At 60.4% G+C, this 21885-nt stretch carries 15 protein-coding genes; 12 read left to right on the forward strand and 3 right to left on the reverse strand.

The genetic code is table 11. The annotated features are described in order from the left end of the window. The first annotated feature begins 84 nt into the window (after positions 1-84). Positions 85-1896, forward strand: a complete 1812-nt coding sequence (locus tag MOP44_RS23200) for a SpoIIE family protein phosphatase (RefSeq protein WP_260792785.1) — start codon at positions 85-87, stop codon at positions 1894-1896. A 92-nt stretch (positions 1897-1988) separates the two neighbouring features. On the opposite strand, the gene MOP44_RS23205 is transcribed toward MOP44_RS23200, so the two are convergent. Continuing rightward, positions 1989-2498, reverse strand: a complete 510-nt coding sequence (locus MOP44_RS23205; RefSeq protein ID WP_260792786.1) for a four helix bundle protein — start codon at positions 2496-2498, stop codon at positions 1989-1991. On the opposite strand from MOP44_RS23205, the gene aroA reads away from it, so the two are divergent. Then, positions 2409-3710 (forward strand): 3-phosphoshikimate 1-carboxyvinyltransferase, encoded by a 1302-nt coding sequence (aroA, locus tag MOP44_RS23210; protein ID WP_260792787.1) that lies wholly within the window; start codon positions 2409-2411, stop codon positions 3708-3710. The two genes, MOP44_RS23205 and aroA, sit on opposite strands and share 90 nt — an antisense overlap. A gap of 98 nt (positions 3711-3808) precedes the next feature. Here aroA and MOP44_RS23215 read toward each other — a convergent pair whose 3' ends face one another. Continuing rightward, positions 3809-5935 carry a TolC family protein gene (locus tag MOP44_RS23215; RefSeq protein ID WP_260792788.1) on the reverse strand — a complete coding sequence of 709 codons (2127 nt, stop codon included), beginning with the start codon at positions 5933-5935 and terminating at the stop codon, positions 3809-3811. Between the two features lie 374 nt (positions 5936-6309). Here MOP44_RS23215 and truA point away from each other — a divergent pair, with 374 nt between their 5' ends. The 7 genes from truA to MOP44_RS23250 all read left to right on the forward strand — a co-directional run bounded on the left by truA (position 6310) and on the right by MOP44_RS23250 (position 17959). Beyond that, positions 6310-7146: a tRNA pseudouridine(38-40) synthase TruA gene (gene truA / locus MOP44_RS23220; RefSeq protein ID WP_260792789.1), complete on the forward strand. Its 837-nt coding sequence runs from the start codon at positions 6310-6312 to the stop codon at positions 7144-7146. 148 nt (positions 7147-7294) lie between these two features. Further along, positions 7295-9724 (forward strand): ABC transporter permease, encoded by a 2430-nt coding sequence (locus tag MOP44_RS23225; RefSeq protein WP_260792790.1) that lies wholly within the window; start codon positions 7295-7297, stop codon positions 9722-9724. A gap of 82 nt (positions 9725-9806) precedes the next feature. After that, a complete protein-coding gene (locus tag MOP44_RS23230) occupies positions 9807-9953 on the forward strand; it encodes a hypothetical protein (protein ID WP_260792791.1) in 147 nt (48 codons plus the stop codon). 339 nt (positions 9954-10292) lie between these two features. Next, entirely contained in the window at positions 10293-12479 is a 2187-nt protein-coding gene (locus MOP44_RS23235; RefSeq protein WP_260792792.1) for a GGDEF domain-containing protein, read from the forward strand. Between the two features lie 43 nt (positions 12480-12522). Further along, complete coding sequence (locus MOP44_RS23240; protein ID WP_260792793.1) at positions 12523-13791, forward strand: M20/M25/M40 family metallo-hydrolase; 1269 nt, start codon at positions 12523-12525, stop codon at positions 13789-13791. A 59-nt stretch (positions 13792-13850) separates the two neighbouring features. Next, the gene (locus MOP44_RS23245) at positions 13851-15638 is read left to right on the forward strand and encodes an amidohydrolase (protein ID WP_260792794.1); all 1788 of its coding nucleotides are present in this window, start codon (positions 13851-13853) and stop codon (positions 15636-15638) included. A gap of 191 nt (positions 15639-15829) precedes the next feature. Further along, a complete protein-coding gene (locus MOP44_RS23250) occupies positions 15830-17959 on the forward strand; it encodes an alkaline phosphatase family protein (RefSeq protein WP_260792795.1) in 2130 nt (709 codons plus the stop codon). An 835-nt stretch (positions 17960-18794) separates the two neighbouring features. Here MOP44_RS23250 and MOP44_RS23255 read toward each other — a convergent pair. Then, positions 18795-18995: a hypothetical protein gene (locus tag MOP44_RS23255; RefSeq protein ID WP_260792796.1), complete on the reverse strand. Its 201-nt coding sequence runs from the start codon at positions 18993-18995 to the stop codon at positions 18795-18797. 242 nt (positions 18996-19237) lie between these two features. Here MOP44_RS23255 and MOP44_RS23260 point away from each other — a divergent pair, with 242 nt between their 5' ends. The 3 genes from MOP44_RS23260 (at position 19238) to MOP44_RS23270 (ending at position 21885) form a co-directional block, all read left to right on the forward strand. Continuing rightward, positions 19238-20545: a tetratricopeptide repeat protein gene (locus MOP44_RS23260; RefSeq protein ID WP_260792797.1), complete on the forward strand. Its 1308-nt coding sequence runs from the start codon at positions 19238-19240 to the stop codon at positions 20543-20545. A 239-nt stretch (positions 20546-20784) separates the two neighbouring features. Beyond that, the gene (locus MOP44_RS23265) at positions 20785-21240 is read left to right on the forward strand and encodes a hypothetical protein (protein WP_260792798.1); all 456 of its coding nucleotides are present in this window, start codon (positions 20785-20787) and stop codon (positions 21238-21240) included. A gap of 108 nt (positions 21241-21348) precedes the next feature. Continuing rightward, the gene (locus tag MOP44_RS23270; RefSeq protein ID WP_260792799.1) at positions 21349-21885 is read left to right on the forward strand and encodes a hypothetical protein; all 537 of its coding nucleotides are present in this window, start codon (positions 21349-21351) and stop codon (positions 21883-21885) included.

Genomic DNA, 21885 nt, shown 5'->3' on the forward strand with positions numbered 1-21885 from the left:
TTCAAGCATGCCGGGTGAGATAACGCGCTGACACTCGCAAAATTAGCAGCGCGGGTGAATAGTAGAATTGGTTTTTCGACTCCCATGTCCTCCGAGCCAAAGAATAGCCATGTCGACCACGGATTCGAGGGCGATTACCGCCCTGCCGAGATGTCGCGTATCGACCCGGTGAACGTGCGGGTTGAGCCTGCAGATCTGACCTATCTTGTACAGCTTGCGGATGCGCTGAATACGACGCTGGACCTGCAGACGCTGCTGAATCGCACATCAGAGCTGGTACGGGCGGTGATCAACTACCGCATCTTCGCCATCTTTCTGCTGAACGACCGCACGCATGAGCTGCGCATGCGCTTCCAGATCGGGCATACGCCCGAGGTGCAGCGGATGCGCTTTCCGCTTGGCAAGGGAGTGGTGGGGCAAGTGGCTCTGACGCGGCAGCCGATGCTGTTGAACGATGTAAGCCAGTCGCCGGCGTATTTCAATGCCAATCCCGATGTGAAATCGGAGCTGGCTGTGCCGCTGATCGCGAAGAACCGGCTGATCGGCGTGATCGATATTGAGAGCGAGGAGCTGAACCACTTCCGGCCGGAGCATCTGCACCTGCTGACGCTGACGGCGTCGCGTATTGCGCAGGCGATTGAGAATGCGCGGCTGTATGCGCGGGTGTCGCGGCAGGCGCAGACGCTGACGGTACTGAACGAGATTGCGATTGAGCTGACGTCGATTCTGGATTTGGATCCGCTGCTGGAACGCGTGGGGAACCTTCTGCGACGGCTGATCGATTACCAGATGTTTACGGTAATGCTGCTGGATGACAAGGGCGAGGTCCTGGTGACGCGCTACGCGTGGCGGTTCGGGTATACGCATGCGCCGCGAAGGAAGATTCCAGTGACGGCGGGGTTGGTGGGCGCGGCGGTGCGTGAGTGGCGGGTGATCAATGCGATGGATGTGCGCAAGGACCCGCGCTATCTGGAGATGAATCCCGAGACGCGCTCGGAGATGATTGTGCCGCTGTTCTACAAGGGGCGCGTGATTGGCGTGCTGGACCTGGAGCATACGCGGACGGGGTTCTTCAACGAAGAGCACGAGCGCATGCTGGTGACGCTGGGCGCGCAGGTGGCGATTGCGATTGAGAATGCGCGGCTCTACCAGCGGGTGAGACGGCAGGAACAGCAGTTGGAGCGTGACATCACGATGGCGCGCGAGGTGCAGCTCAGGCTGCTGCCGCCCGATCCACCGCAGCACACGAATGCGGAGGTGGCGGTGAGGTTTTTGCCGGCGCGCGCGATTGGCGGCGACCTCTACGATTTTCTGGAATATGGCGACAGCCGCAGCGCGATTGTGCTGGGGGATGTGAGCGGCAAGGCTGCGCCGGCGGCGCTGTTTGCGGCGCTGGTGAGCGGGATTATGCGGTCGGCTGCGAACCAGCGATTTGGCCCGGCGGAGATGCTGGAGCACCTGAACGAATCGCTGCAGGAGCGAAGGCTGGACTCGCAATATGTGACGATGCTGTTCGCGCTGTGGAATGACGATGAGCGCACGCTGACGGTGGCGAATTCGGGCGCGGTGCAGCCGATCATCTGCCGCGGCGGGAAGTCAACGACCGTGCGAGTGGAAGGCTTTCCACTGGGGATGTTCCCGGAAGCGTCGTATGACGAGCAGGTGATCGCGACGGAGCCGGGCGATGCGATTGTGTTTGTGTCGGACGGGATTCTGGATGCGGAGAATGCGCACGGCGATATGTACGGCGAGGAAAAGCTGGCAAGGGTGCTGTGCGGGAATCGGGATCGGCCGGCGGGGGAGATTGCTGAGGCGATTCTGCAGGATGTGAGCAAGTTCCAGGCGGGGAAAGAGCGGTTTGATGACGAAACGATTATTGTTGTTCGCGTCAGGTGACGCGAATAACAATAAAGGAACAGGCAACAGGGAACAGGGAACCTGACCGCCCCACACGCTAAGTGCTCACGTATACGGCAGACAAGCGTGGCTCATTTCCTGAGTTTCGTCATTATCGCGACTAGCATGCGGCTGACCTCGTCGGAGAGCCTCTCTGCGTTTTGGCGATGTTGGTCAGAGCCGAATTTCAACCGCTTCGGTAGCATGAGCTGCGTCTGAACTTCGAAGTTTGAACCTCGAGCGTGCCCCAGGAATTGCACATACTCGCCCCTGGTGCACTTGCCATACCCCTCTGCGATATTGCTCGCGGTGGAAACCGACGCACGACGAAGCTGGTTTGTCAGCCCGAAAAGTTCCGAGTTCGGAAAATCTACAGTCAGCTTGTAAACAGCTTCGCTCAGGTCCATCGCTTTCTGCCACACGATCAAGTCTCTAAACGACTCCCTGTTGGCTGTTCCCTGTTCCCTGACTTGGTAGACTTGAGGGGAGACCACTTCCCTTTCGGAGTCATTTTGGATACAGCTGCACAGGAACGCATCGTTCGGCCCGCGCGCAATATTCTTGGAAGCCTTCGCCTGCCTGGGGATAAATCCATCAGCCATCGCTATGGAATGCTCGCAGCGTTTGCCGAGGGCACGTCGCGGTTTGCCAATTTTTCGACGGGAGCGGATTGCGCTTCGACGCTGAGGTGCATGGAGGCGCTGGGCGCGAGCGTACGCAAGCTCGACGACGGCCGCGTGGAAGTGACCGGCGTGGGAGGGCAGGTGATGCCGTCGAGCGAGCCGCTCGATTGCGGCAATTCGGGATCGACGATGCGAATGATCTCGGGGCTGCTGGCGCCGCAGCAGGGGACGTTCACGCTGATCGGCGACGCTTCCCTTTCGCGCCGGCCGATGGAGCGCGTGCGCAAGCCGCTGGCGGAGATGGGCGCGAAGATCACGCTGACCGAGGGGCATGCGCCGGTGACGATCGAGGGCGCGGCCCTGCGGGCGATCGACTATACGACGCCGGTGCCGAGTGCACAGGTGAAGACGTGCGTGATGCTGGCAGGATTGCAGACCGAAGGCACGACGACGGTGCGTGAGGCAGTGCGGACGCGCGATCACAGCGAACTGGCGCTGCGGGCGTTCGGCGCGGAGCTGACGCGCACGATTGATTCGGTGTCGATCAAGGGACCGCAGACGCTGCATGCGATTGATGCGACGGTGCCGGGGGATATTTCTTCGGCAGCGTTCTTTCTATGCGCGGCGTCGCTGTTTCCGGGTTCGTCGCTGGTGCTGGATTCGCTGGGATTGAATCCTACGCGCGCGACGCTGCTGGATGTGCTGACCGCGCTGGGCGCGCAGATCAGCGTGCTGAATCTCGAAGAGAAGAACGCCGAACTTGTGGGCACGGTGCAGGTCTCGGCCCCGGCGGAGGGGCTGCGCTCGACGACGATCAATGGTGCGCTGGCTGCGCAGTTGATTGATGAGCTGCCGGTGCTGGCGGCGATCGGACCGTACACGAGCGGCGGCATTCGTATTCGCGATGCGAAGGAGCTGCGCGTGAAGGAGTCGGACCGCATCGCGCTGGTGGCGAAGAATCTGCGCGCGATGGGCGCGGAGGTCGAGGAGTTCGAAGACGGGCTCGATGTGCCGGGCGGCCAGACCCTGCATGGGGCAACGATTGACTCGGGCGGGGACCACCGCATTGCGATGGCGTTCAGCGTGGCTGCGCTCAGGGCTGAGGGCGAGACGGTGATTCAGGGAGCGGAGTCGGCGGCGATCAGCTTTCCGGAGTTCTTTGATTTGCTGGAGCACGTGGCGGAACGCTAGAGGCAGGCAGTAGGGATCAGGCATTAGGGATTAGAACGCAAAAGCAAAACAGAAGGCCCGGAGCGTTCGCTCCGGGCCTTTGTTGTTGGTGCCGATGCTTAGCGGCCGGTTGGTGCGGGCGCCGTGGGGGCAACGTTCTGGTTGGTCGCGGGGACCATGCCGGGAACGTTGGGCACGGCACTGACCGTGCCGCTGGCCGCGTCGTTCATGTTGATGCCGTAGTGCTGCAGCGTGGTGGCCAGCGTCTGGTAGAGGCCGGCGCGGTCCTTTGCGTAGGCTGCTTCGGCAGCGATCAAATTGTTTTCCGCAGTGGCAAGGCTGCGTTCATACTGCAGAACGTTGGTTGTGGTGGAGGCGCCGAGATGGAGCTTCTTCTGCTCGGCATCGAGGCTCTGCGTGGCGTAGTCGTGGGCCGCGCGTGAGGCGAGAACCTGGGCGCGGTCGTTGGTGAGAGCGAACTGCGCGTTGACCACTTGCATGCGGATCTGCGTGTAGAGCTGCTCGAGACGCAGTTCTGACTGGCGGTATTCCATCACCGAGCGTGCCTGGTCAGCCTGCGCCGGCCGGTTGCGGAGAGGAATGTTCAACGAAAAAGCGACGCCCTTGTCGGGACCTGCTGAATCAACCAACTGGTGCAGCACGTCGCCGTAACCAACGGAGGGAACAAGGCCTGCAGGGCACGGGATGAATTTGCCTCCGAAGACGGGATTGCAGTTCAAGTAGGGGCTTTGGGCGCCGCCTACTCCGCTGCCGCCGTAGTAGGCCTGCACATCGAACACGGGCAGTAGGGCGTTGCGCGTGCCCTTCATGCCGATGGCGTCGTTCTTGAGGGTGAGCACGGCTTGCTCAAGTTCCGGGCGCTGCTTGAATGCCGTCTGCACGAGTTCGTCGACGGGGGTCTTCTCTTCCGGCAGCTCTTCAAGGCTGATGCGATCGGTGGGAACGATGGGGGCAGCTACGAGCGCGGGATCATTGAGATTGCGCGCGATGGCCTGCTTCATGACGAGTTGCTGGTATTGGAGGATGTTCCGTGAATTGATCAGGCCCTGCTTGTCAGTAGCGACGGTGGACTGCGCGTTCACTACGTCGAGGGGTGCCATGGTGCCGATATCGAGCTGCTTGCGGGTGTCGCTCTCAAGCTGGGTGCTCTGGGCCAGGGCGCGCTCTTTCGCCTGAACGTCTTCATACGCGCTGACCAAGCCCCAGTAGATGTTCTCAACCTGGTTGGTGGTATAGAGAATCTGCTGGCGGAAGCTGGAATCGGTGATCTTGCGGTTGTTCTCAGCCTGGTACATGAAGCGCTTGTTGACGAAGATTCCAAAACCCTGGAGCAAATGCTGCGTTAGCGAGGCCTTGAAGCTGGATTGCAGAAGCGGACTGTAGCTATTGAAGGAAAGGTCGCTGGCAGCCCGGCTGTTATTGAATCCGACCTGCAATGCGGTGCCGGTGACGAACCCCTGGTTGTAAGCGAAGTTGTAGGTATTCGTGTTCTGCGAGATCACCGGCTCGCCAGCGGAAAACAACGTGTTCGTCTGCAATTGCTTTGCATGGTCAAACTGAACGGTTCCGGTAAGCGACGGGTCGATGATCTCAGGCAGGGGACCTGCGCTCTGCGTGGACGTGACGAGACCGCCCGCGCCCGACGCGGCTCCGCCCGAGCCTCCAGTGGTACCGCCCGGGCCGCCGCCTGACACTAATGTCGATCCGCCGCCGCCCAGTGTGTTGGCAACCACGCCTGAGTTGACGCCACGCAGGGCTGAACCTGCCTTGCTGCGCAGCACGTCGGTATCGGCGATGTCGAGGTTGTAACGGGCAATCGCGATATCGTAGTTATTCTCGATTGCGAGCGCAATCGCGTCAGAGAGGCTCAGGTAGATCTTGCCGTCCTTGACGAGGTTGTCGAGCCGGACGGAGTTGACGAAGCTGGCAGCTGAGATATCGGTCGGCGAATACATCTTCCAGAATTTCCCGGTGATGTCGCCTTTGGGCTGGCTGAAGTCGTGCTGGCTCTGGCGCAGCGGGGTTGCCGAGGTCGCGACGGGCTCGGGGGCCGCGGGCAGCCCGGAGGATGCCTTGGTCCGCGCTGGATTGGCAGATTGTTGAGCGAAGCCCGAGGGAACACCCGAAATAAGCGTCAGCATGACGGCGGCCGCAGCGCGCAGTGTCCCGCGCCGATTTTGTGCAGGTTGCTGGCGCTTAAACACACCTGTACCGAAAGAATGCATGATTCCTCTCCACGATCAGTTGAGGCATGTGGGGTGCCATTCACAAAGACGTCCGGAGACGAACTCTGGACGCAAATTTTCGCTGCCCACAGTGGATAATCGCGTTCCAATCAACGTCCCACCCACAAAAACGGTCTGCCGGGAGCCGGACTTGGGGGCGCGAGCACCTCACATCGGACAATACGCGCCGAGGTTGGGATTCGTTCCACAACTGCGCGACTGGTAAATCAAGAGAATTTCGAAAAATTGAGTATATCGGACTAGGGGTTGCGGGGCGGGGCGGGGAGCGAGGTCGAGTACCCTGTTAGACACAGGCACCAGGGACCAGGGATTAGAGAAGCAGGGACGAGAGGCTAGAGGAGCCGGGCGGCGGCATGCAGAACTGGAAGGTGATCGTCTCTTACGACGGCACGGACTATAGCGGGTGGCAGGTGCAGCCGGGGCGGGCTACGATCCAGGGCGAGTTGCAGGCGGCGCTGGGACGGGTGACGGGCGAGTCGCCGCTGCCGCAGGGGTCGGGGCGGACCGATGCGGGGGTCCATGCGCTGGGGCAGGTGGCGAGTTTTGGGCTGGCAGCGCCAATTCCAGCGGACAATCTGCGGCGCGCGCTGAACCGGACGCTGCCGGCGGCGATCCGGGTTGTGGAGACCATGGTGGTTCCGGCGGCGTTTCACGCGCGGCACTCGACCGTGGCGAAAACATACGAGTACAGGGTCTTTCTGGAAAGGCGACGGACCGGGCCTGATGAGGCCGATCCGAGCTATGCCGTGGTGTGCCCACCGTTTCTGGCACGGTATGTGTACTCGTATCCGTGGCCGCTCGACTTTGGGGAACTGGAACGAGCCGCGGCGTCGTTTGTGGGGACGCACGATTTTCTGAGCTTTGCGGCTACGGATCCGGACGAGACGACGCGCTCGGCGGCAGATAACGAGGAAGACATGACTACGCTCGGTGCCGTGCGGACGGTTTATCGGTCCTGGTGGGAACAGAAACAGACGGACGAGGGGACCATGCTGTTCTATCGAGTCCGCGGGAACGGATTTCTGCACCATATGGTGCGGAACCTGGTGGGGACGATGCTGGACGTGGGGCGCGGATACCGGCGCGCGGAGGAGATTCCGGGGATGATTGCGGCAAAGGCCCGGGCTGCGGCCGGGCCGACTGCGCCGCCGCAGGGGTTGTTTCTGCACTCGGTGGAGTACCCAGAGTAACGAGCGGGCTGATCTGCGACAGGCTCTATCTACCTGTGCGTACCCTGCCGACACTGATAGATTTCTTACCAAGCCGGAACGGCGAGCGCCGGACGCGCCAGCCGGGGAGCGCCTTCCCCAATCAGCGCCCAGGATAGGAATATCGAGGATGAACAACGTGCGGCAGGATCTGAAGTATTCTCTGCGCCAGCTGCTGCGGGCAAAGGTGTTCACGGCTGCCGCTGTTCTCACGGTGTGCCTGGGCATCGGTTGCAACACGGCTATTTTCAGCGTGGTGTATGCGGTGCTGATTCGGCCGCTTCCCTTCCCCGCGGCCGACCGGCTGGTGCTCATTTACGAGCAGGCGGCGAAGTTCCCCACGCTGTCGGCCTCTTTCCAGAACTATCGCGATTGGAAAGCGCAGAGCACGTCGTTCGAGGAGTTCGGAGCCGTGCGTCCGGTAACGGTTTCGCTGACCGGCATGGGAGAGCCAGAACAGATTCCGGCGGAGATGATCAGCGGGAATCTGCTGCACCTGCTGGGAGTGGATGTGGTGACGGGGCGGGGCCTTGGCGAGGCAGACGACAAGCCGGCCTCGCCGGCCGTGGCTCTGCTGGGCTATGGAATGTGGCAGCGCAAGTTCGGCGCGTCGCAAGGAGCGCTGGGCCAGAGCATCAAGCTCAACGGCCAGGCGTATACCGTCGTCGGCGTGTTGCCCAGGGATTACGAAATGCTGCAGCAGCGGCCCGACGCTGTGATTGCGATGGCTCCGTGGGCTGCAACACTGCCCGACGATCGCTCATGGCATCCAGGGATTTTTCCGGTAGCTCGCCTGCGCAACGGAGTGTCCCTGGCCGCGGCGCAATCGGAGATGAGCGGTATTGCGAAGCGGCTTCTCAAGCAATATCCGACCGACAACATTGCGCTCGATGCCCAGGTGAAGGGCATGCACGAGCAGTTGGTCAGCAGTTCGCGGACGGTTCTGATCATGCTCTCAGTAGCGGTGGGATTCGTGCTGCTCATTGCCTGCGGCAATGTTGCGAATCTGCTTCTGACGCGGGCCGCGGCGCGACGGCGCGAGATCACGATTCGCCGCTCTCTGGGCGCGACCACGTGGGCACTGGTGCGGCAGTTGCTGATCGAAGGGTTGGTGTTGTCCGGGATGGGAGCGCTGATCGGGATCGGCGTGGCATACGCGCTTTTGCCGTGGCTGGTGCGGCAGGCGGGCAGCGCGCTTCCGCCGAACACCCCGGTGCAGATCAATCTGCCTGTCCTGCTGTGCACCGCCGCCCTGTCTATCGCAGCGGGAGTTCTGTTCGGAATGGCGCCGGCCGGTCAGGTGCAGAACCTCGACCTGCGCGGAATCTTGAGCGAAACCGATCGCGGAACGGTAAGCCGCGGCTCGCGGATGCTGCGTGATGCGCTGGTGATTGCGGAGATATCGCTCGCGCTGCTGCTGCTAGTGGGCGCAGGATTGTTTCTGCGCAGCCTGTCGCAACTGGCTAACGTGCAGCTTGGCTTCGCCGAGGATCACCTTCTGGTGGCGGACCTGCCTGTGGGCGCGCAGTATAAGGAGGGAGCCGCGGCGCCGATGAATTTCTATGAGAATGCGATCCGCGAACTGGCTCGTTTGCCCGGCGTAAGTGCGGTTGGCGCGGCGTCGTTCCTTCCAGTTAACGGAAATGGATCGATGCTGCACTTCAACATTGAGGGCCGGCCGCCGCATAACGCTTCTGAATACATACTGGCCAACTATCGTGCGGTAAGTGGAGGGTATAAGGATGCGCTCCGCTTGCCGCTCACGGAAGGCCGCTGGGTTACGGATGCCGATCGCGAGGGCTCCCCGGCGGTTGTGGTCATCAACCAGACCATGGCGCGCACGTTCTTCCCTGGACAGGATCCGCTGGGCAAACGCATGCAGGTGGGCGCGATTCCCGATGCAACGGTGCCGTGGATGACGATCGTCGGCGTGGTCGGGGATGTGAAGCAGTCGCTGGTGGCCGACTCGGCGAGCGAGATGTACGTGCCTTATCGCCAGGCGAATGTGGTACTGCCTGTCCGCACCATGAGTGTCGTCGTACGAACGGCATACGATCCTCACGTGGTGGCGGCAGCACTTACAGACGCGGTGCATCGTGTGGATGCAAACCAGCCCGTGGTCCGCATCAGGACTATGGAAGAAAACGTGGCGCAGAATTTTGCCGCTCCCAGGTTCCGCAGTCTCTTGTTATCGATCTTTGCGGGGATCGCGCTGGTCATTGCGTGCGTTGGCATCTACGGGGTGATGGCTTACAGCACGCTGCAGCGGACAACGGAGATGGCGATACGCATGGCTCTGGGATGCAGCACTTCCAAAGTCTTTCTGATGGTGATCAAAGACGGCCTCCGCAAAATCGCGTATGGGGTCGTCATCGGGCTCGCTCTTGGACTGGTGTTGGCGCGGTCCGTCAAATCGCTGCTATTTGGCGTATCCACGACAGATAGCGTGACGCTGGCGGTATCCATATCTCTGATTGCCGCCACGGGCATGTTGGCCTGCGTGATACCGGCGATCCGGGCTGCGCGCGTACCGATCGTGGAGACGATACGGGAGAATTAACTTAGCCGTTGCCCGCTCAGGGCCATGCCGCAACCGGAGCGAGATTCTGCCCGGAATTATCCACTCCGAGGGGCGGAACCTGGTGGGGACGATGCTGGACGTGGGGCGCGGGTACCGGCGGGCTGAGGAGATTTTGGGCATGATCGCGGCGCGGGCGCGGGCGGCAGCCGGGCCTACGGCGCCTCCACAGGGGCTTTTTCTGCACTCGGTGGAGTACCCCGACGTTTGATGGAATTCCCAAAACGGCACGTCCAGGCGCAGCCTTCGTTCGCCCACTGCATTTACTCAATGCAAAAATCGATGATTTCGCATAGGATTGTGCATTCAAAAGAAACAGTCCCTCCGGCGGCGGAGACCTATGTATAGATGGGCTTCTGGGCCAACTTATGGACATGGGCCAATTTTCCCAGTCTGTGAATACACGTTCGCTCGCGTTGCCGAGCGGTCGTCAGCGATGAGTTTCTTGTTGCGCAGACTGCGGGTTTTCTGCGTCTCATGGATGGTCGCCGGTTGGGCAGTGGCGGCCTGGGCGGGACCTTCTCAGGAATCTCCAACGAGCTCAGGATCAGTGTCCGCCCAAGGCACGCTGACGATGCTGCGGCAGGTTGCCGCACTCGACAACTCAATAGCGAAGCAGGGCCTTCCGGTCGACTTCGAAGCAACGGTTATCTTCTCAAGGGGTTTCGAGAACCTCCTGTTTGTGCAGGAAGGCAGCGATGCCATTTTTGTGCGTCCGCCTTCGCGCGACAACTACGCACCGGGCGATCTTATCCGCATTCACGGCAAGACGCAGAACAGCTTCCGGCCGATCGCGCTGAGCGACAAGATCACCGTGACCGGTCACGGCGAGTTGCCAAAGCCGGTGGAGGCGAGCTTCTGGGACCTGGTAAAGGCAGACCTGGATTGCCACCGGGTGACAGCGCGCGGGCGAGTGCGTTCGGCCGATATGGGCAACCCTCACGATGGCAGGGTTGATACCGCCCGGCTGCAACTGGTGACGGAGGGCGGCCACTTCGAAGTCGATGTCAACTCCGGCGATCGAGCCGCTCTGCAAGGGCTGCTGGATGCGGAGGTTGAAGTCAGCGGCGCGGCTGCCGGGAAGTTCGACGACAAAATGCAGCAAACCGGTGCGGTGATATATGTAGCGCGCCTGGATGATATTCGCGTGCTGAAGCGCGACGGGAAAGCCATCAGAGACCTGCCCATTATGCCAATGGACCGGATCCTCGAAGGGCATCGCGTAACGGATACGTCAGTGCGGGTGAAGGTGCACGGCACCATCACCTATTACCAGCCGGCTGTGGCGGTAGTGCTGCAGGATGGCAACAAAAGCTTGTGGATCGAGACGCACACACGAGACAACCTGACCATCGGCAATCAGGCGGATGCAACCGGCTATCCCGACGAGCATGACCGCATCCTGACGCTGGCGGACGGAGAGATCCGAGATCTGCAGATTCCTGGAGTGGTGAAGCCGCTCGAGGCCACCTGGGAACAGCTCGCGTTCTGGAGCACGAACACCCCCGTCGGCCATGAGAACGACCTTGTCTCGATCCAGGGGCGGCTGGTGACGAAGGTGCGCGAGCCTTCACAGGACGAATACGTGCTGGACGCAGGCGGGCGCCTGTTCTCCGCAATCCTTCGGCATGCTGGAAGAGACGTGGCACCGATGGCGCAGTTGCCGGTCGGCGCGATGGTGCGGGTTACAGGAATCTGCACGATACCGGATTTAACGGCCATCAATCCCGGTGGCTATGTGCCTTTCGAGATTCTGCTTCGAACGCAGGAGGACTTGCTGATGATTGAGAATCCGCCGTTGCTGAGCGTGCGGAACTTGATCATTCTGGCGGGCATTCTGCTGCTGATCGCCGTGGTGGCAATGATCTGGGGCTGGAGGCAGGAGCGCAAGGTGCACCACCAGGCCGACGCCATGGCGCAGCTGGAGCAGCGCCGCAGCGCGATCCTGGAGAGCATCAATCATGCGCGTCCGCTGGCCGAAGTGCTGGAGCATATCACGGAGCTGGTTTCCTCAAGCCTGAACGGAGCACCCTGCTGGATTGAAGTGGCGGACGGCGCAACGCTGGGGCGCAAACCGGCAGCGGGCGCGGGGCCCGCCATCACGCAGGAGCTGACCAGTCAGTCCGGCGTAAAACTGGGGAAGATTCACGTGGCAACGAAGCTTGCGGCGGGGCTGCGGGCGCTGGAGACGGGAGCGCGCGTAGCGGTGCTGGCCATCGAGACAAACCGGCTCTACGCCGACCTGACATACCGGTCTGAGTTCGATGCGCTGACGGATGCACACAACCGGTTCTCGCTCGATCGGGCATTGGACAAACAGGTGAGCCGCGCGCGGACGAATGCGACGATCTTTGGGCTCATCTATATCGACCTGGACGAGTTCAAACAGGTGAATGACGAGTACGGGCATCATGTCGGCGATCTTTATCTGCAGGAGATAGCGGCGCGGCTGAAGCGACAGTTGCGACCAGGCGATATGCTGGCGCGGCTGGGCGGAGACGAGTTCGCAATCCTGGTGCCGGATGCGCACAATCGTCGCGTTGTGGAAGAGATCGCGCGCAGGCTGGAGTCCTGCTTCGCAGCACCGGCGGAGCTTGAAGGGAATACGCTCACGGGATCGGCGAGCGTTGGCATTGCGGTGTATCCGGAAGATGGCGCGAGCAGCGACGAATTGCTGAAGACTGCCGATGCCGCGATGTACGTGAAGAAGAAGACAAGAACCTCTGCGAAAGCCTAGCTCGGCGAAGACATCGCCGCTGCTGCTACCCTGAAAAGTGGGTATGCCTCTGTCGTCAGTTCCTTCCGCCTACTCTCGAGTCACCACTCTGGCAGCCAAGCGGGCCATTCATGCGGCCTTTGCGTGGCTGCACGCCAATGCGAAGACCATACTGGATTGGCAGATGGAATTGTGCGCGATTCCAGCGCCGCCGTTTGGCGAGCAGGCGCGGTCGCAATGGATGGAGGCGCGGTTCCGGGAGATCGGCCTTGACGGGGTGACCATTGATGAGGTGGGCAATGTGCTGGGTTTATTGCCATCGCCGCACCTGAGCCCGGAGAGCACCGGACATGTGGTGGTGCTTTCGGCACATCTGGATACGGTGTTTCCTGCGGAGACTCCGCTGCAGCCTCAGGTGCGCCTGGTAGATGGAAGCGAGCGCATTGAAGCGCCCGGCTCGTGCGACAACGGTGCAGGCGTGGTAGGCATGATGGCGATTGCGCAGGCGCTGGTGAAGTCGAAGGCGGAGTTACCTGCGGCGTTGCTCTTTGTGGGCAACGTGGGCGAGGAAGGCGAAGGCGACCTGCGCGGCGTGCGGCACTTGTATCAGCAGCCAGCGCTCGCCGGGCGGATTGCGGCACACATCGTGCTGGACGGAGCGGGCTCGGACGCCGCTGTAACGCAGGCGCTGGGAAGCAAGCGCTACCAGATCACGATCAGCGGACCGGGCGGGCATAGCTTCACTGATTCGGGGACGCCGAATCCGATTACGGCGATGGGTTCGGCGCTCGCGGCACTGGCAGCTACACCGCTGCCGGATGATCCGCGGACGACGCTGAATGTGGGAACCATTCACGGCGGGACGAGCGTGAATTCGATTCCGGAGAGCGCCGTGGCGACAGTTGATTTCCGATCGACCAGCGCCGATGAGCTGGTGCGGCTGGAAGTGGCGCTGCACCGCGCGGTAGAAGATGCGGTTGAGCACTGGAACAGGCGCACGGCGCCGGCGAACCGGCTACGCGGATTACTGAGTTACAAGATCGATATGATTGGCAACCGGCCGGCAGCGATGCTGCCGGATCAATCGCCGATCCTGGAGGGGTTGCGCGCGGTGGACCGCCATCTTGGTTTGAGTTCCGGAGCGCGACTGGGCTCGACGGATGCGAATATTCCGATCTCGCTAGGGGTGCCTTCGCTCTCGCTGGGAGCAGGCGGCGATGGTGGCGGTGCGCACACGGTGGCGGAGTGGTATTCCACCAAGGATCGCGAGACAGGCCTGCGGCGCATTCTGCTGCTGACGGCGGCGATGCTGGAGTGGGCCGCCGAGCAGTAGCGCGCTCTACGGAGCGGCAGCGCTCTGCGGAGGGGTCGCGCTCTGCTACACTTGCGCCGATGCGCGCCCACATTCTGCTTGCTCTCGGCCTTGCACTTCCCTCTCTCGCATTCAGCCAAACCAGATCGCAGCATCGCGATTCGGGGCACGCCGGCGCTGCACAGAAGCAGTCCATCGCGCCTGACGTCATCTATTTCAATGCGGTGATCTATACGGGCGAGGGCCTGGCCGAAGACAAGCCGCAGGTGGTGCAGGCGATGGCGATTGGAGGCGGCAAGGTGCTGGCCGTGGGGACGACGGACGAGATAACGCGCATGGCCGGCCCGAAGACCAAACTGCGCGATCTTGCTTCAGCGAAGACTGGGCATTGCATCTTTCCTGGGTTCAATGATGCGCATGTACACCTTGGCGGCGCGGGCCAGACGAAGCTGAATGTGGATCTCACCGGAGCGCAGTCCCTTGGCGAGATGCTAGCGAAAGTGCAGAAGTTCGCGCAGGAGGCGTCCCTGGGGCACTGGCTTATCGGTGGCAACTGGGACCATACGCTGTGGGCGGACAAGGTGCTTCCTACACGGCAGGATCTCGACAAGGTTACGGGTGATCATCCTGCGTTTCTCGATCGCATCGACGGGCATATCGCGATCGCAAATACCGCTGCGCTGAAAGCAGCCGGCATCACGGGGAAGACGAAGGCTCCGGAAGGCGGCGCCATCGATCTCGATGCGAACGGCGAACCTACAGGAATTTTGCGCGAGTCAGCGAAGGAACTGGTAGTGAAGGTGATTCCACCGCCTACGCATGAAGAGCGACGGCGCGGCGATGAGCTTGCGATCGCAGACGCGCTGGCGCATGGGATCACGAGTGTGCAGGACTTCAGCGAGTGGGATGACTTTCTTGTGTATGAGGAGATGGAGAAGGAAGGCAAGCTGAATATCCGCATTAGCGAATGGCTTCCCTTTCGATTGCCCCTGGATGATTTGAAACGAATGATGGCGCATCACGATCAGCATGATCCGATGCTGCATACTGGCATGCTCAAGGGGTTCATGGATGGCTCGCTGGGATCGCACACAGCGGCATTGAAGGCGCCGTATGCGGATGAGTCGGGCAATAGCGGGCTGCCGCAGTTTACGCAGGAGGAGTTGAACAAGCTGGCGGTAGAGCGCGCGAAGGCTGGATTCCAAATGGGTTTTCACGCGATTGGCGATCGAGGGACGGCGATGGCCCTTGAGGCGTATCAACGCTCGTGTGAAGAACTCACAGCCATAGCAACAAACGACAAGGTCACCCGGATGGTGCCACGCTGTTCGCTTGCCTTGGCGCAAAAGCCTCGCAATCGCATCGAGCATGCGCAGGTTGTCGATCCGGTGGACATTCCTCGCTTCAAGCAGTTGGGCGTGATCGCGAGCATGCAGCCGAATCATCTGCTGACCGACATGAACTGGGCCGAAGAGCGACTGGGGCCGCAGAGGGCTGCGTATTCTTATGCATGGAAGGCGTTTCTGGATGCAGGTGTGCCGCTGGCGTTCGGAACGGACTATCCCGTCGAGCCGATCACGCCGTTTCGCGGTTTATATGCCGCGGTGACGCGCATGAATGAAGCAGGTACTAAGTCGTACTATCCTGAAAGCAAGTTGGCGCGAGGCCAGGCTCTCTACGCGTACACCCAAGGCTCTGCTTACGCTGAATTCGCCGAGCAACATAAAGGAAAGTTGGAGCCGGGATATGACGCGGACTTTGTAGTTGTCGATCGAAATCTAGACGAAGTGCCTGCTGCGGAGATACTTAAGGCGAAGGTGCTAGGTACTTTCGTTGGGGGCCGCGCAGCTTATCCGCCGGTTCATTGACGAGAAATATCGAACTATGTAGATTGGTTGTCATAGAGTCAGGCGCTTACGCCGACCGCATTTCTAATTACCAAACAAACCTTTGTACCAACTCACTGCTCTCTCCGCGGCATCCAAGTAGCAGCGTGTAGTTCTGCGCATTCCAAGTAGATCGTAAAGTGAAAGCCCTTCCTAGCGAGAGGCAGGCCCCTGTGAAGACGTACACCCTTCCTATATTCCTCCTGGCGTTGTTCGGAATCGCGACAGTGGTTCCAAAAGCCGAAGCAGCTTTGCCCACCGTAACCATAACGGCGCAGTACAGCACCATCTCCGCCGGCCAATCGGATGTACTCACCGTCAAGACCGGCAGCGCCGCGTCCTGCTACGTCACGGGATCTGACGGTAGCAAGTACACCCTTCCCTACTCGGGTGGGACGATCACCGTAAAACCGACTGTCACCACGACCTACACCGCCACTGTGACAAATGGAAGCGGCACTACGGCAGCGAAGACGACGATCATGGTAGGCGCGGCGAAGCCAACAGTGTCAATCAGCGCGCAGAATAGCACGATCTCAAGCGGAAGCACCGACACGCTTACGGTGCATGCGAGCAATGCGACAAGCGTGGCGGTGACAGGAACAGACGGGAGTTCTTACGCGCTCAGCAGCACCGGCGGAACTGTGACCGTGAAGCCGACCAGCACAACTACTTATACCGCTGAAGCCAGCAACAGCAGCACAACGGTTTCGGCGCAGACGACGGTGACGGTGGGCGCGGCGAATCCCATCAACCACGTGATCTTTATGTTGCAGGAGAATCACAGCTTCGATAACTACTTCGGCATGCTGAACCCATATCGCCATGGGAAAGGATGGGATATCGGCGCCGACGGCAAGACGTATACCGTCGATGGCATCGACGACAAGCTCACTAAAATCAGCAATCAAGACGATGAGGGTACGTCGTATCCGCTGTTCAAGCTGCGAACGACTTGCATTGACGACGACAGCTCGGCGTGGCTGGAGAGCTATGGCGATGTAAACCGCTGGGACTTCAGCACCACGCGCGGGATCAAGATGGATGGCTTCGTGCATATCGCCGAGGGGTTTGCGAAGAGCTGCAATACTTCGGGCACGTGCTCGGGAACGTTCACAGATACTACCGGCGAACGCGCCATGGGTTACTACGACGAGGGTTTCCTCAATTGGTATTACTACATGGCATCGCAATTTGCTGTGTCGGACCGCTGGTTCTCGCCGATGTCGAGCAAGAGCATTCCGAATCGCATCGCTACGTTCTCCGGCGGCACCACGCAGGGACTGGTCTTCGATCCGGGAAGCAACGATCACCTGCCTCAGCTCAACATCAATAACATCTTCCAGGAACTGCAGGGCGCGGGCGTGTCGTGGAAGGTCTATTACACGGTGACGCAGGGCGGGTGCACAGCGGGCTCAGCATGCGGCACCGGCAGTGGCAATATTCCGGCAACGACGTTCCTGACGTTCGCGTATTCAACCAACGTCCTGAAGGCAAACCCGACCCACGCCACGTGCCCCAGCAACATGAAGCCGTCTTCTGTGTGGGGCGACACTTCAAACTACTACTGCGTGGATCCGAACCACATCGCGCCCTTGTCGCAGTACTACACGGACGCGAAGAACAACACCCTGCCGGCGTTTGCGTTCATCGAGTCCGGCTCGGGACGCAATGATGAGCATCCGGGATCAGGCCAGTCGGTCCTAACCGGACAGTCTGAAGTTGCCAGTGTGGTGAACGGGCTGATGACGAGCCCCTCGTGGGGTAGCTCTGCGTTCTTCCTCGCTTATGACGAAGGCGGCGGTCCGTACGATCACGTTCCGCCGGTGCCAGGACACTCGAACGCTTTCACGGATACGACGCTCGGGTCCATTCCTGACATTTCGTCGATTGCCGTGAATCCTGACGGTTACAATCCGTGCAAGCCGACCAATGGAGTACCAACGACGCATTGCGACCTGGCCGGCATCGATCCCGGCACCAAGAGCACCGATGCGGCTGCTCAGTACGGGTTTAGAGCGCAGCTCGGATTCCGCGTGCCGAACATTGTGATTTCGCCTTACACGCGTAAGCATTATGTTTCGCATGTGCCTATGGATCACACGGCTGTCATCAAGTTTGTTGAGAACCGGTTCCTCGGAAGCTCGGTACACTTGACGGCGCGCGACGCAGTTCAGCCGAATCTGCTGGACTTCTTCGACTTCACGAACAAGCCGTGGTCCACTCCACCAACACCGCCAGCCCCGGTTACACCATCGTCGCTTGGATACAATCCATGCGAACCGACGCTGATGGGACCGTAAGCCGGAGCAGAACTGAAAAGAAGAGCGGGCGCGGCACATCGCCGCGCCCGTTTTCTATCTGGCGGTGCTTGAATAAGGAAGAGATTAAGTTACGCAGTCGCGAGTTAGAAGACTGAGTAACTCGCAGTGAGACGGCCGCGTGAAGGGATTCGCTATTCAGCCAGAACGCGCCACTTATTGCGGCTCGGGAGCGACCGTGTGAGGTGCGGAGCAAAACACGGAGAGCGCCGGGAAGCACCTGGCGCTCTCTACGTGCACACGATCAGCCACTGCGGCTGATCTAGCTCCCCCTTGAAAGCCACATCGCTATATTGAGAGCGCAGAGCTCAGGCCACCATGGCCGTGACATAGGAATAGCTCTGATGCGGAACCTGAACCTCTTCCGCTACCTCTCGATTGAGAATGCCTGCAAGACCCATCAGCACCTCCGAGGCGCATGCTGGGCAGCGGCGCGAGCAGTTGCTTACGCAGTTGCAGTCCTGGCAAAGATAGGCAGAAGTCAACGGTATATGGAGCGGCATGGCGGGCATAGGTTCACCTGTTCGTTTTGATATGAGAGACAACATAGAGGTTCACCTGCGAACTGCGCTGTGCCGGAGCTAGCTACCCCTTCGGGTGGCACACCACAATTGATGCTGCAAAGCTCCGGAAAGTTGCTTTCTGGTTCGGTTTCCGGGGACCCAGATGAGAGAGTGTAGCGCGAAACCTGCGCGATGTGAACACGTTGAAGTGGGGGAGTGCGGTGATTTGTGACAGAGGAGTGGAGCCGCAGGGTTACTTTGGGGTGCGTGGCGCATCCAGCTTATTCAGGATGGCGCCACGCTGCTTGAGCGGATCAGTTGGATCCGATGTTGGAGAACTGATTGGCTCCTTCGTCGAAATCCTGTTGCGTTTTGTTAGCTTTATGAGCAGCGCGATCGGCCATGCGCTCCATCTTTTCGTGCCGTTGTTCCTGCGGGTCTGTAGTGTTGTCGATGACTGTTGGGGTTTCCTTCGACGGCCTTTTCGGCGGTATTGCTTTCATGTTTTCCGTCATGGATTTTTCACTCCAACAAAATTCGATGCCCCTGGTGAAGGCTCAAGATGCATTTGCGCGCTGCGTAACTCCTCGGATGCGTTCTGCAATTTATGTCAGTTGCTGAAGATTCAATTGCTCCGCGCTGATTCTTCTGAGTTTGGGTAGATCGACGACTAAAGGTTGGGTGGCGCACGAGTTGCGGTTCGCGGCGAGGCGCGTCTAAGACCTCAAAGAGCCTAGAATCAAGTCTGAGGTATTTCGTGCGTCTCCCTCCAATTGTGCTGATGATCGCCCTTGCTGCAATTCCCTGCACCGCGCAGGACCAGGCTCCCGCTGCCGCAGTTCCGAGCGCGGAGAACGCGGACGCGAAGCTGGTGGCGCCTGAGGTAGCAGATGCTGAAGCGGCGATCGTCAAGTCAGATTGGAAGACAGCGGAGTCAAAGCTCTCGGCATATCTCGCCGCGCATCCTGAGGATGCGCGGGCTCTGTTCGACGCAGGCTACGCCGCGGACGCGTTGAACCAGCTTGACCAAGCGGCAGGTTTCTATCTGCGTGCGGTTAAGGTAGATCCGAAGTCGTTTGAGGCGCAGTTGTCGCTGGGGCTGCTGCTTGCTCGGCAAGGCAAGCAAAAGGAAGCGAAGCCGGCGCTGGAAACGGCAACGAAACTGGAAGCGGGCGAGGCCGGTGCGGTGGCGAAGGCGCGGGCATGGCGCGCGCTGGCGCAGATCGACCGCGCGGATGATCCAACGAAGGCGTCAGATGATCTGCTGGAAGCTCTCAAGCTGACGCCGGAGACGCCGCGGGACACCTTGCTTGCTGCGGAACTGGCTACTGCTGCGAATCAGCCGGATGCAGCCGAGGCTGCGTATAGGCGCGTGCTTGCGAAAGACCCGGCAAATCTCGAGGCCGAGGCCGGGCTGGCTCACGTGCTGATCGCGAAGAAGCAGTATGCGGAGGCGGAAACCTTCGCGCGCAAGGCTCTGGAGCAGTCTCCGGAAGATCCGGCATTGACGGCACAGCTTGCCACCGCGCTGGTGGCTCAGGACAAGGCGGAAGCGCTGCCGCTGCTGCAGAAGCTCCATGAAGCGCACCCGCAGGACGAGAACATTACCCGGATGCTGGCTGACGTAACCGCTCAGTCGGGAGACGCAGCCGGCTCCGACAAGCTGTACGCGCCGCTGCTGGCGGCGCACCCCGCGGATGCGGAGTTGCAGGTCGCGCACGGGCAGAACCTGATACGGCAGCTCAAGTTCGCCGAGGCGTTCGAGGTCTTCACACGGGCTACCCAGCTGGCGCCGACGGACCCGGATGGCTGGACCGGATTGGCGTTTGCGGCGTCGAAGACCGGGCAGCATTCGGTGGCACTGCAGGCCCTTACAGCACGGTCAAAATATCTTCCAGACAACCCATCTACGTACTTCCTTTGGGCGACATCCTATGATATGTTGCACGACCGGAACTCGGCCATCGCGTACTACCATCACTTCCTGGAGGCATCGGCCGGCAAGTTCCCAGACCAGGAATGGCAAGCCCGGCAGCGGCTTCTCCTGCTCGAGAAGAAGCGATAAACGGGCAAAGACATACATAAATGGAGCAACGTGCCAGCATTAAAGAGTCCAGAAGGACCGGCTGTAACTTTTTTGTTGCATCCTTTCTTCAAAACTCCTATAGTCTCGGCTCAAGAGTGCACCAGGTCTCTGGTATCGATAGGCCCGGCATTTAGAGCGGATTGGTCCTAAATGCATCCTGAATGCAGGGCTTAGGGGTATGCAGAGGCTTCAGTCGAACCGTGTCAGGGGGGTTCGTCATGCGCATCGCTCGATATATCTCGATAATGGTCCTAAGCGCACTCTGTGTTCCTGCCTTCGGAGCCTCGTTCGACAATAAGGCACCCGACGAGCAGACGATTACCGCCTTAGAACAACGCGCCTCTCAAGCTCAGCCCCGCGAACAGTGCTTCCTCTACGCACAGCTTGTGCACGAAATGATCGAATTCAGTGCGCAGCAGTATGCGGCGGGCGAAGCTGACAAGGCCACCGGCTGGATGAAGAAAGCCCTGGATTTGGCGCACAAGCTACCCGGCGTTCTTGCAGTGAACGACAAGAAGCTTAAGGACGCGCAGATCCTGCTGCGGCACACCGCATTCCGGCTTACGGAACTGCTGCACTCCGGTAATTCCGATGATCAGGAATTGGTGCAGCAGACCCTAGCCCAGTTGAACAAGGCGCAGAACGAGGCCATGATGCAGGTCTTCAAGAAATAGCGCCCCGCCGGGCCGCGAAGGCTCAGCCACACCAACACGAATTGATTGCTGGCAGTTCCCTGCCCACCGCGCAGTGTGCTCAAATGAGAGCCGTCGGGGGGCATCGCTATGGCCAGCAGGGCTTGGTTTCTCGTTCTGATTTTGCCGCTCTTCGTCGCCGGGGGTGCGGCGGCACAGAAGGAACAACGCCAGACTCTTACCGAGGCGCAGATCGAGAAGATACGCGAGGCGGGGATCGATCCAAATGAGCGCATCAGGCTCTATACGCAGTTCCTGGACGAGCGCGCGGATACCATCAAGGGGCTGACGAACCGTGGCAAGTCGGCTGCCCGCGCCAAGCGGCTCGATGATGAACTGCAGGATTTCGTCGCGCTCACGGACGAAATGGGATCGAACCTCGATCAGTATTCTGAGCGCAAGGCCGACATGCGCATTGCGCTGAAGAAGCTGAATGACCTGACGCCGAAGTGGCAATCGATCCTGAGGGCTCTGCCAGGCGAACCGGGGTTCGACGAGGCCCGCAAAGAAGCGCTGGAAGCATGGGACGATCTGGCGGACCAGGCCAAGCGCCTGCTGAGTGAGCAGACAGAGTACTTCGCGCTGCACAAGGAAGAGAAGGGGCAGGAACGGACCGAGCCGAAGTAG

Source organism: Occallatibacter riparius (genome assembly GCF_025264625.1).
Lineage (GTDB): Bacteria > Acidobacteriota > Terriglobia > Terriglobales > Acidobacteriaceae > Telmatobacter > Telmatobacter riparius.